The organism is Nonomuraea deserti (genome assembly GCF_004348685.1).
In the GTDB taxonomy this organism is placed as follows: Bacteria; Actinomycetota; Actinomycetes; order Streptosporangiales; family Streptosporangiaceae; genus Nonomuraea; species Nonomuraea deserti.
In genome coordinates, this window is sequence record NZ_SMKO01000050.1 from 40033 (window position 1) to 51740 (window position 11708).

The window sequence follows — 11708 nt, forward strand, 5'->3', positions numbered from 1 at the left end:
CGCCGGCGCCGCGGGGCGTGGCGTCAGGACGGCCGCTCGGCGTAGTGGCAGGCGGCGTCGTGGCCGTCCCCGGAGACGGGCTCGAGCGCGGGCTCCCGCTCGGCGCACCGGTCGGTGGCCTTCCAGCAGCGGGTGTGGAAGCGGCAGCCGGGCGGCGGCGCCACGGGGCTCGGCGGGTCGCCGGCCAGCATGATGCGCGAGCGGCCCCGCAGCCGTGGTTTGGCCGCGGGGGCCGCCGACAGGAGCGCCATCGTGTACGGATGCGCGGGGCTGCCGTACACCTCGGCCGCCGGCCCGGTCTCCGCCAGCCGGCCCAGGTACATCACGGCCACCCGGTGCGACACGTGCCGCACCACGGCCAGGTCGTGGGCGATGAACACGAGCGCCACCCCGAGCGTGCGCTGCAGCTCGGCGAACAGGTTGACCACCTGCGCCTGCACCGACATGTCCAGCGCCGAGACCGGCTCGTCGCACACGATCACGTCCGGCTCGGTGGCCAGCGCGCGGGCGATGCCGATGCGCTGCCGCTGGCCGCCGGAGAACTCGTGCGGGTAGCGGTTCATCCGCTCGGGCTGCAGGCCCACCAGCGACAGCAGCTCTCCCACCCGGTCCCGCAGGGCGCGGGCGTCCGCGCACAGCCGGTGCACGCGCAGCGGCTCGGCCACGATGTCGAGCACGGTCATGCGGGGGTTGAGCGAGGTGAGCGGGTCCTGGAAGACCATCTGGACGCGGCGGCGGATGTCGCGGGGCACGCCGCCGCGGGTGAAGAACGGCCGGTCGCGGAAGGCCACCTCGCCCTGGTCGGGGCGTTCGAGGCCGACGAGCATGCGGGCCAGGGTGGACTTGCCGCAGCCGGACTCGCCGACGATGCCCAGCGTCTCCCCGGCCCGCAGCTCCAGGTCCACGCCCGCGACCGCGCGTACGGCCCCGCCGCGCGAGAGGATCCCGCCGCGGTAGGTCTTGTGCAGCCCGGTGGCACGCAGCACCGGCTCGCCGGGCCCAGCACCGCCGGGGCGAGCGACGGGTCCGGCGGCGGGTTCAGGCGGGGGCGCCATCGAGCATCTCCTTCACGTGGTGGCAGGCGGCGTACCGGCCGGTGCCGCTTTCCAGGGGTACGAGCGCCGGGCGCGTGCTCGCGCACACGTCGCTCGCCCGGCCGCAGCGGGGCGCGAACGAGCACCCGGGCGGTGTGGTCGCGGGGCTGGGCGGCGCGCCGGGGATGGCGCGCAGCTCCGACGCCGGCCTGTCCAGGTCGGGCACGGCGGCGAGCAGCGCGGCCGTGTACGGGTGGGCGGGCAGGTCGTACAGTTCCTCGGCCTGGCCGCTTTCCACGAGCCGGCCCGCGTACATCACCGCGACGCGGTCGCTCACCTCCGCCGCCACCCCCAGGTCGTGGGTGATCAGCAGGACGGCGGTGCCCAGCTCGCGCCGCAGCCGGTCGATCAGCTCCAGGATCTGCGCCTGTACGGTCACGTCGAGCGCGGTGGTCGGCTCGTCCGCGATGATCAGGTCGGGTTCGAGCGCCACCGCCATGGCCACGAGGATGCGTTGCCGCATGCCTCCGGAGAACTGGTGGGGGTAGTCGCCGATCCGCGTGGCCGCCGCCGGGATGCCCACCAGGTCGAGCAGCTCGACCGAGCGTGCCCTCGCCTCCTTGCGCGACAGGCCCCGGTGGACGCGGAAGAGCTCCCCGATCTGGTCCCCGACGCTGAGCACCGGGTTGAGCGCCGACAGGGCGTCCTGGAAGACCAGCGTCATCGCGCTGCCGCGCAGGGCCCGGCGCTCCTCGGCGGACATGGTGAGCAGGTCACGGCCGCCGAGGCGGGCGACCGCCGAGCGCACCTCGACGCCGGGCTGGTCGAGCAGCCCCATGACGGCCTTGGCGGTGACGGATTTTCCCGATCCCGACTCGCCGAGCAGCGCCAGCGTCTGGCCGCGCTCGATGGTCAGGTCCACCCCGCGCACCGCGTGGATCTCCCGTCCGCGCGCGGTGAACGTGACGTGGAGGTCGCGGATCTCCAGAACCGGTGACTCGCTCACCGCGCCCCTTCCTCGCTGTGCCGAATGATGGCGTCTGATCTTCCTCTGACGCCGAAATCCACCATCGATGTTGTCTTATGCGCCTGATCCTGGCAAACTTCCGGCAATCGGACAAGAGGGGATACCAAGTGCTGGAAGCCGCGAAGAGCTACAAGGGCTACCGTTCCTACGAATACCTGGAGGCGGGCACCGACTACCGCGAGTTCGACCTGGCGCCCGAGCTCGGCCGGGTCCCCGCGTACCAGGGGCCCGAGCTCACCATCGAGCAGTCCGAACGCGTCCGCCGCCTGCTGACCGACAACCTGGTCGTCTCCCTGCACGACCACCCCTCGGTCTTCCCCGACGACATCCGCCAGACCGTCGACTACAACCGCACCGCCCGCCACCACACCGGGTACGCGGGCCTGGCCCGCTCCGGCATGACCGTCGTCTTCGACAACCTCATGGACGGCACCTGCTGCATCACCAGCCAGGCCGGCTGGAAGTGGAACGACGTCGTCGCCGACATCGGCATGCGCCTGTCAGACCTCGCCCACCAGGACTACGTCATCAAGGTCGAGCGCCTGGCCGACGTGCACGAGGCGCACGCCAGCGGCCGCATCGGCCTCGTGCTCGCCCTCGAGGCCGCCACCATGATCGAGAACGAGGTCGACAGGATCGACATGCTGTACGGCTTCGGCGTACGGCAGATGGGCATCGCCTACAGCGAGGCCAACACCCTGGGCAGCGGCCTGAAGGAGCGCGGCGACGGCGGCCTGACCCTGTTCGGTGAGAAGGCCGTGCGCCGCATGAACAAGCTGGGCATCGCCATCGACGTCTCCCATTCCGGCGACCAGACCTCGCTCGACACGATCCGCCACTCCACCAGGCCGATCCTCATCACCCACGCCGGAGCCCGCGCGGTCTGGCCGACCAACCGCATGAAGCCCGACTCCGTCATCAAGGCCGCCGCCGAGCGCGGCGGCGTGATCGGCCTGGAGGCGGCCCCGCACACGACGCTGTCGCCCGGCCACCCCCGCCACAGCCTTGAGTCGGTCATGGACCACTTCACGTACTGTGTGGACCTGGTCGGCATCGACCACGTGGCGTTCGGCCCCGACACGCTGTTCGGTGACCACGTGGGCCTGCACGACACGTTCGCCGAGCACCTGTCGCTCAACGAGGCGCACGCCGGCATCGCCTACGAGAAGGTGCCGTACGTCGACGGCCTGGAGAACCCCGCCGAGTGCTTCTGGAACATCATCGCCTGGCTGGTCACCCGCGGTTACTCCGACGAGGAGATCACCAAGGTGGTCGGCGGCAACGTCATGCGCGTGCTGGAAGAGGTCTGGATCTGATGAGACGTGCCACCGTCCTGGGCGCGCTGGCCGCCCTGTCCGTCGCGCTGACCGCCGCCTGCGCCCCGAGCGTGCCCGGCTCGTCGCAGTCCACCGGCTCGTCCGGCGAGCCCGCCGAAGCCGGCCGGCTGACCATCGGCACCACCGCCGACGTGGTCAACTACAACCCGCTGGTCGGCAACAGCCGTACGGACTCCTGGGTCACCAGCCTGATGTACCCGCACCTGACCCAGATGGACGGGGCCGGCAAGCGCGTCCCGTACCTGGCGACCGAGTGGTCCTACTCCGACGGCGGCAAGACCGCCACGGTCAAGCTGCGCGACGACATGAAGTGGTCGGACGGCAAGCCGGTCACCGCCGACGACGTGGTGTTCTCGGTGACGGCGGTGCAGAAGGAGAAGTTCGGCGTGGTCGCCGGGCTCATCACGGCGCTGGACAAGGCAAAGGCCGTCTCGCCCACCGAGGTCGAGTTCGCCCTCAGCCGTCCCGACGGCACGTTCCTGGACAATGTCGGCTTCTGGCTGCCGATCGTGCCCAAGCACGTGTTCGGCAAGGCGCCCAGCGTGCAGAAGTTCGCCAACGACTCCGACTGGGTGAGCGCGGGCCCGTTCAAGCTGACGAAGGCCGAGCGCGGCCAGCGTTACGTCATGGAGCGCGTCGACGACTTCGGCCCCGGCAAGCCGGCGATCAAGGAGGTCGTCTTCCGGGTCTTCCCCGACGTGAACACCGAGGTGCTCGCCCTGCGCAACGGCGAGATCGACCTCATCGGCAACGTGCTGCCGCCCGCCACCGCCGCCGAGCTGAAGAACGACCCCAAGGTCAAGCTCCAGCAGATCCCGTCGCTGGGCTGGGCGCACCTGCAGTACAACACCAAGCGCAAGCCGCTGGACGACGTCCGCGTCCGCAGGGCGCTCGCGCACGCCGTCGACTACGAGGCGATCAGGAACATCGCGCTCAAGGGCTTCGCCAAGTCCTCCAACTCCAGCGTGCTCACCCCCTCGCTGCCCGACTACGCCGACCCGGCGTCGAAGGAGTACGCCTTCGACCCGGAGCAGTCCAAGAAACTGCTGGCCGAGGCTGGTGTGACCAACCTGAGCCTGAACATGATCTACGACCAGGCCGACCCGAACATCGCCCGCTGGGCCCCCATGGTCCGCGACGCGGCGAAGAAGGCCGGGATCACGATCAAGCTGCAGGGCCTGGAGCGCAACACGTACCTGGACAAGACCGCCAAGCGGGACTTCGACATCTACGCCGGCTCGTGGGCGGTCATGGACAACCCGCCCGCCAACCTGGGCCTGGCCTTCAAGACCGGCGGGTTCATCAACTACGCCCAGGTCAGCGACCCCAAGCTGGACGACCTGATCGACCAGGCGCAGCGGGCGCTCACCCAGGAGGAGGCGAAGCAGCCCATCCAGGAGGCCGCCAGGATCATCCACGACCAGGTCTACGACAACGTCCTGTACGTGGAGACGTTCAACATCGCCCACTCCACGAAGTGGACCGGGTTCAAGCCGATGCCGAGCGAGCTGCTGTCCATCCTGAACCCGCTCTCCCTCGCCGCGGCGAAGCCGGCGGGCTGATCCCATGCGGTTCATCGGCATCCGGCTGGCGCGCGGCCTGCTCACCCTCTGGTTCGCGGTCACGGTGACGTTCTTCCTGGTGCGCCTGCTGCCCGGCGACCCGGTGCTGGCCGTGGCCGACCCGAACATGACCGAGGAACTGCGCAGGAAGCTGCTCGCCGACTTCGGCCTGGACCAGCCGCTCGGCGTTCAGTACCTCAACTATCTCGGGCAGCTCCTGCAGGGCAACCTGGGCATGTCGTTCCGGCAGTCGGTCCCGGTGACCACCGTGCTCATGGAACGGCTGCCGTGGACGCTGATCCTGACGATCTCGGCCATGGCGGTGACGATCGCGCTGGGCATCCCGCTCGGCGTGCTCGCCGCCACCCGGGCCAAGGGCTGGATGGACCGCGTGATCCAGCTCACCGGCGTCACCGCGCAGTCGTTGTTCGTGCCGAGCGTCGGCATCCTCCTCATGTACGTGCTGGGCGTCTGGCTCGGCTGGTTCCCCATCGGCGGCGCGGTCGACCTCGACGCCACCGGCTTCGCCGCCACCCTCAGCATGCTGCACCACCTGGTGCTGCCGTGCCTGTCGCTGGTGCTCATCCAGCTCGGCGGCTACGTCCTGACGATGCGCACCACGCTCATCGACGCCCTCGGCGAGGACTACGTGTCGCTCGCCAAGGCGAAGGGGGTCAAGCCGGGCAAGGTCGTGTGGAAGCACGCCCTGCGCAACGCGCTGCTGCCGACCACCACGATCGCCGGCCTCCAGCTCGGCACCCTGGTCGGCGGCGCGGTGCTGACCGAGACGATCTACGCCTACCCGGGCATCGGCCGGGCCGTCTACGAGGCGGTCGGCCAGCTCGACTTCCCCGTCCTGCAGGGCGCGTTCGTGCTGCTCGCCGCCGCCGTCGTGGTGGCCAACCTGATCACTGACGTGGCCTACGGAATCCTCGACCCCAGGGTGCGTACCTCATGACGACGGTCGAGCTCACCCCCCGTCAGCGGACCTGGTCCGCCTTCCGCCGCAACCCGCTCGGCATGGGGAGCGGAGCCCTGCTCGTCCTGCTGGCCCTGGTCGCGATCTTCGCGCCGCTGCTCGCGCCCTTCCCCGAGGGGTACGGCGCCGACACCTCGCAGCCGCCGTCGGCCGCGCACTGGTTCGGCACCGACGACATCGGGCAGGACGTGTTCGCCCAGGTGGTGTGGGGCACGCGCGTCAGCATGGCGGTCGGCCTCAGCGCGTCCGTGCTGGCCATCGTCATCGGGCTGCTGATCGGCGTCAGCGCCGCCTACTTCAGGCGGCTCGACACGCCGCTCGGCGTGCTGGTGGACCTGTCCCTGTCGCTGCCCGTGCTGCCGCTGATGATCCTGGTCGCGGCGCTGGCCGGGCCGAGCGTGCGCACGCTCGCCGTGGTCATCGCGCTGTTCAGCTGGCCGGAGGTGGCCCGCGTGGTGCGCTCGCAGGCGCTGGCGATCGTGCCCATGCCGTTCGTGTCGGCGGCCAAGGTCGTCGGCGGCTCATCGTGGTGGATCGTCCGCAAGCACCTGCTGCCCGGCGTGATCCCCGTCGTCGGCGTGTCGGTCGTGCTGACCACCTCCCGCGCCGTGCTCGCCGAGGCGGGGCTCTCCTTCCTCGGCCTGGGCGACCCGAACAGCTGGTCGTGGGGCACGATCCTGCACAAGGCGCAGCAGTCGGGCTCCCTGGCCTCCGCCTGGTGGACCACCCTGTTCCCGTCGGCGGCGATCCTGCTGCTGGTGCTGTCCACGACCCTGCTCTCCGTGGCCTACAACGACGCTCGCAACCACAGGAGCGACACATGACCTTCTCCCAGAAGCTGCCCGACGGCTTCTACGCCTGCGCGCTCGGCCGGGTCCGAGCCGAGATGTCCGCCGAGGGCCTGGCGGCGCTGCTGCTCGACGACCCGCTCGACGTCGCCTACCTGACCGGCTTCCACCACTTCCCGAACGAGCGCCCGGTCGCCTGCTGGCTGCCGCTCGACGGCGATCCCGTGCTGCTCGTCCCCGACCTGGAGCGGGAGTACGCCCAGGACCAGGGGGCGCGAGCCGAGATCGTCGCCTATCCGGAGTTCCCCGGCGTCAGGTCGCCGTTCGCGGTGCTGGCCGGGCACGTGAAGGCGCCGGACCAGGCCGCGTACGCGCCCTCGACCAGCGTCGCCCGGGCCCAGGCGCTGGCCCGGGCGTTCCCCGGCACCCGGTGGACGGACTCGAACGCGGTCGGCCGCGTACGGCTGCGCAAGCTGCCCGAGGAGATCGCCCTGCACGAGGAGGCCGCCCGCATCGCCGACGCGATGATCGAGGCCGGCGTCGAGCTGGTCAGGGCGGCCGTCGAGGCCGGCGGCGACCTGCCCGCGGAGACGGAGCTGGCCTCCCACGTCATCTCCCACGGCAGCGCCCTCATGTACGCCAGGCACACGGACGTCGTCGTCGTGCCCATGCTCACCGGCGGCCTCGTCTACGGCGGGCCCAACTCGGCCCAGCCGCACCGGCTGCCCGGCGGCGACCGGCTGCGCCAGGGGGAGACGTTCATGCTCTCGCTCGGTTGCGCCGTCGGCGGCCGGTTCGTGGAGAGCGAGCGCACGTTCGTGATCGGCGAGCCGACGACGCGGCAGGCCCGCTACTACGAGACCGTCCGCGAGGCGCAGGAGACCGGCACCGAGGCGCTCGTCGCGGGCGTCTCCTGCGAGGAGGCCAACCGCCGCTGCCTGCAGGTCATCGAGGAGGCCGGGCTGGCCGAGCACATCCGCCACCGGCAGGGGCACGGCATCGGGCTCGGCTTCCACGAGCCGCCGTGGCTCTCGGACGGCGACGCCACCGAGCTGGCCCCCGGCATGATCCTGTCCAGCGAGCCCGGCGTCTACGTGCCGGGCCACGCCGGCTACCGCATCTCGGACACCGTCCTGGTCACCGAGACGGGCCCGCGCCGGCTCACGGCGTACCCGCGCGAGCTCACCGACGTCATCATCTGAAAGGGACACCGTGTTCGTCGACATCAACGACAACCCGCTGAACGTCGAGATCCTCGGCGACGGCGAGCAGACGATCATCGCCCACCACGGCGCCCCGGGCCTCGGCTCGCTCGCCGAGCCCGAGGCCAGCTTCGGGCGGCTCGCCGACGAGTACCGCGTCGTCGTGTTCGACGCCAGGGGCTCGGGCAGGAGCGGCCAGGCGGGCCCGTTCAGCCACGAGCAGTGGGTCGCCGACGTCGAGGGCCTGCGCCGCTGGCTCGGCGCCGAGCAGGTGATCATCGCCGGCGGTTCGTACGGCGGCTTCATCGCCATGGAGTACGCCGCCCGCCACCCCGGCAGGGTGAGCGCCGCCGTGCTCCGCGACACCTCGGCCGACAACGCCAACCAGGAGCTGGCCACCCGCAACGCCGCCGCCTCGTCCCGGGTGCGCATCGACCCGGCCAAGCTCGACCGGATCATGTCCGGCACCGTGCGCGACGACGACGACCTGCGCGACTGCTGGCGGGAGATCCTGCCGCTCTACGACCACGACTACGACCCGGCCAAGGTGGAGCAGCGGGTGGCCGCCACGCCGTACCACTATCAGACGCACAACTACGCGTTCGCCGTGAACCAGCCCAACTACGACATCAAGCATCTCCTGCCCGGCATCACCGCCCCGGCCCTGATCACCGTCGGCAGGCACGACTGGATCACGCCGGTCGAGTGCAGCGAGACCATCGCCGCGCTCATCCCCGACGCCGAGCTGCGCGTCTTCGAACGATCGGGGCACTCGCCGCAGGTCGAGGAGGCCGAGCTGTGGGAGGCGACCGTCCGCGACTTCCTCCGCAAGGTGCGCGAACGGTCCTGAACGCGCGATGATGCCCCCGATGGATGATCTCGACGACCTCGACCGCAAGATCCTCGCCGCGCTGCACGTGAACGGCAGGGCCAGCTGGACCGACATCGCCCAGCTGCTCGGCATCTCCACCACCACGGTGGCGCGGCGGGCCCAGCAGCTGTTCGCGGCGGGGCTGGCCCGCGTGGCGGTGCTGCCGCACCTGGAGTGCGACGGCCCCGTCAACACCTTCATCGTGCGGCTCACCTGCGCGCCCGGCAGCCAGCTCAGGGTCGCCGGGCTCCTCGCGGCCAACCCCGACATCCGCTACGTCACCATCGTCACCGGCGGCTACGACCTCGTCTTCGAGCTGGTCGCGCCCAAGGACCGCGACCTCTACTCGATGCTGGTCGAGTTCGTGCACGCCATCCCCGGCGCCCAGCAGAGCAGCGCCGAGCTGGTGCTGCACACGTACAAGGTCAGCTACGACTGGAGCGTTCCGGTACTGGGGGAGCAGGCGGCGTCGTTCGCGGTGCCGCCGCGCGCCCGGACGTGCGGGCGGAGCCATCTCGACGACGTCGACCGCGAGGTGCTGGCCGTGATGCGGGAGGACGGGCGGGCCAGCCTCCAGTCCGTCGGGCGGCGCCTGGGCATCAGCGAGAGCACCGCCAGGCGGCGGCTGGAGAGCATGCTGGAATGCGGCTGCGCCACGGTGGCCACATTCATCCCCGCCGCCGCCCTCGGCTACGAGGCCGAGATCCTCTTCTGGCTGTCGGTCGAGCCCAGCATGCAGGACAGCGTGGCCGAGCGGCTGTCCGGCGAGCGCGGCGTGCGGATGATCGCCTCCATGCTGGGGCAGGCCTCGCTCATGTGCGAGGTGATCGTGCCGACCACCGCCGACATCCACCGCTTCACCTCCTGCACGCTGGCCTCGATCCCCGGCATCCACTCCTGGACGGCCGGCGTGCAGGTGCTGACCGTCAAACGCGGCTTCCTCATGGTGCCGTGGGCCGAAGACCGGATCGCGGCCGCGCTGGCCACCTAACGGGCGTAGCGGTGCTTCGCGCCCGGCGGGAAATACTCAGGATCGCCCGACTCGCGCAGCCGGATGAACGGCGCCTGCCGGACAGCGGGCACGTAGGTGGCGAACTCGCTGTTCAGGCGGAGCAACTGGGCCAGGATCGACTCGCCCGCCGCCCGGGCGATCTCCTCCGTCGGCTTCTCGCCCGGCATCAGCTCCACCGTCACCGTCAGATGCCGGTCGCGGTCGGCGTCCTCGCTCACCTCCAGCACGAACTTGCCCGTCACCCGGCCGCTGATCGCGGGCTGCTCCAGGCCGATCGCGATGTTCTCGGGGAAGACGTTGGCGCCGTAGTAGGAGACGGTGAAGTGGCTGCGGCCGAACACGTACACGAACGGGCGCTCGGGGCCGCGCGCCGCCGGCTCGAAACCGTGCCGGCGGACGAAGGCCAGCATCTCGTCGTACGTGACCAGCCCGCCCTCGTCGGCGATGTGATAGCGGATCAGCGGGACCCCGTTGTCGCCCGAGAACAGCAGGGTGCCCTGGTGCTCCTCGAAGAAGCGCACCTCGGGGTCGTACTGGACGAGGGTCGGCAACCGCGACTCGCGGAAGAGCTCCCTGGCGGCGGCGGGATGGGCGGACAGGAACCGGCGAATCTCGACCGACAGCGGGGTCTCGTTGCCCAGCACGCCCGCGTCGGCGGTGCCGTACAGGGAGGCGATGCCGCGTACCGGGTCCTCCATCCCCGCCCGTCCGGCGACCAGCGTGCGCCACTCCTCGCTGAACACCTCGCCCGCCGTGACGAGCTTGACGTTCCAGCGGTGCCACGGAAGGTCCTCCGTGTCGATGACGTTCTTGAGGAACGGCGGGTAGCCGAGCAGCACGACCTGGTCGAAGTGGGGGGCGAGCTCCGGCAGGACGCGCAGGATCTCCCTCCGGTCGGTGCCGGGGGCGACCACGGTGATCGGGTAGCCGCGCGCGGCCAGGTGGCGACAGCAGTCGACCGTGAACAGGCCGCCCACCCAGGTGCCCAGGGCGAAGCACACGACGGCCAGGGTGCGGCGTTCATGAGCGGCGAAGGAGCCGCTGAAGACCTCCTCGAAACGGGCGGCGATCACCTGCTCGTCGGCCACCGACCTCGGCCAGAACGACGGCTCGCCGGTGGAGCCGGACGACACCGCCACGATGTCCCCGATCACGCCGTCCCTGCACAGGTCGGGGAGCGGATGGCGACGCGTGTAGGTCTCCTTGGCCGTCATCGGCAACCGCACAAAGTCCTGAAACGTACGGATTTTCTCGGGGTCGATGGAGTTCTCCGCCAGAAAGGCGCGATAGGCGGGAACGCTCGCCGCCACCTGCTGGAAGAGCGCAACCGGGTCCATCAGCCGACTCTACGGCGAACCCGCCCCCAACGAAACGCCCCACATGCGGCTCCCGGCGCCTGGTCCTGCCCGGTTCCTTGCGCACGGCACCCCGCGTCGTCGTTCGGGTGGAGGGCTTCCCACGTCTTGTCACCTACGCTCGGTCACCTGCACCCGGATCCCTGCACCCGGCCTCCCGCGCTCGGTTCACGCTTCCAGATCCGGGTGGGTCGGCTACCACTGCCCGGTTTCTCCGAGCACGTCCGTGGCTTGCGCGGGTCTGCGCGGTCGCGTGGGCGCTCATTCGCCGGGGCGGACCAGCCCCGTCTCGTAGGCGAAGACGATCGCCTGGGCCCGGTCGCGCAGCCCGAGCTTCATCAGCACCCGCCCCACATGCGTCTTGACCGTCTGCTCGGCCACGAACAGCCTGCCGGCGATCTCCTGGTTGGACAGCGCCTGGGCGACCAGGGCGAGCACCTCCGTCTCCCGTTCGGTCAGCTCGTCCAGCCGCCGCCCGCCCGGCACCGGTCGTGGACCGCCGAGCCGGGCGAACTCGTGGATGAGCCGCTTGGTGATCGAC

The 11708-nt window shown here is 70.9% G+C and carries 11 protein-coding genes; 7 read left to right on the plus strand and 4 right to left on the minus strand.

The window, feature by feature from the left end:
• Positions 1-23: 23 nt before the first annotated feature.
• Entirely contained in the window at positions 24-1055 is a 1032-nt protein-coding gene (locus E1292_RS20105; protein ID WP_132596767.1) for an ABC transporter ATP-binding protein, read from the minus strand.
• Positions 1039-2040: an ABC transporter ATP-binding protein gene (locus tag E1292_RS20110; protein WP_132596768.1), complete on the minus strand. Its 1002-nt coding sequence runs from the start codon at positions 2038-2040 to the stop codon at positions 1039-1041. Before E1292_RS20110 ends, E1292_RS20105 begins: the two co-directional genes overlap by 17 nt.
• Positions 2041-2168: 128 nt before the next feature.
• Here E1292_RS20110 and E1292_RS20115 point away from each other — a divergent pair, with 128 nt between their 5' ends.
• From E1292_RS20115 to E1292_RS20145, 7 genes are read left to right on the plus strand one after another with little or no spacing between them, the layout of a single operon-like run.
• The gene (locus E1292_RS20115; RefSeq protein WP_132596769.1) at positions 2169-3377 is read left to right on the plus strand and encodes a dipeptidase; all 1209 of its coding nucleotides are present in this window, start codon (positions 2169-2171) and stop codon (positions 3375-3377) included.
• Entirely contained in the window at positions 3377-4960 is a 1584-nt protein-coding gene (locus tag E1292_RS20120; RefSeq protein WP_132596770.1) for an ABC transporter substrate-binding protein, read from the plus strand. The genes E1292_RS20115 and E1292_RS20120 overlap by 1 nt, the downstream gene beginning before the upstream one ends.
• 4 nt (positions 4961-4964) lie before the next feature.
• The gene (locus tag E1292_RS20125; RefSeq protein ID WP_132596771.1) at positions 4965-5918 is read left to right on the plus strand and encodes an ABC transporter permease; all 954 of its coding nucleotides are present in this window, start codon (positions 4965-4967) and stop codon (positions 5916-5918) included.
• The gene (locus E1292_RS20130; protein WP_132596772.1) at positions 5915-6763 is read left to right on the plus strand and encodes an ABC transporter permease; all 849 of its coding nucleotides are present in this window, start codon (positions 5915-5917) and stop codon (positions 6761-6763) included. The genes E1292_RS20125 and E1292_RS20130 overlap by 4 nt, the downstream gene beginning before the upstream one ends.
• Positions 6760-7929, plus strand: coding sequence for a M24 family metallopeptidase (locus E1292_RS20135; RefSeq protein ID WP_132596773.1), 1170 nt, complete (start codon positions 6760-6762; stop codon positions 7927-7929). The genes E1292_RS20130 and E1292_RS20135 overlap by 4 nt, the downstream gene beginning before the upstream one ends.
• Positions 7930-7939: 10 nt before the next feature.
• A complete protein-coding gene (locus E1292_RS20140; RefSeq protein ID WP_132596774.1) occupies positions 7940-8779 on the plus strand; it encodes an alpha/beta fold hydrolase in 840 nt (279 codons plus the stop codon).
• Positions 8780-8798: 19 nt separating this feature from the next.
• A complete protein-coding gene (locus E1292_RS20145) occupies positions 8799-9791 on the plus strand; it encodes an Lrp/AsnC family transcriptional regulator (protein ID WP_165974642.1) in 993 nt (330 codons plus the stop codon).
• On the opposite strand, the gene E1292_RS20150 is transcribed toward E1292_RS20145, so the two are convergent.
• Together E1292_RS20150 and E1292_RS20155 are read right to left on the minus strand one after the other, a co-directional pair.
• Complete coding sequence (locus tag E1292_RS20150) at positions 9788-11149, minus strand: phenylacetate--CoA ligase family protein (RefSeq protein WP_132596776.1); 1362 nt, start codon at positions 11147-11149, stop codon at positions 9788-9790. The two genes, E1292_RS20145 and E1292_RS20150, sit on opposite strands and share 4 nt — an antisense overlap.
• A gap of 279 nt (positions 11150-11428) precedes the next feature.
• Positions 11429-11708, minus strand: a 280-nt coding sequence (locus tag E1292_RS20155; protein WP_132596777.1) for a response regulator transcription factor, incomplete at its 5' end; no start/stop codon positions are given.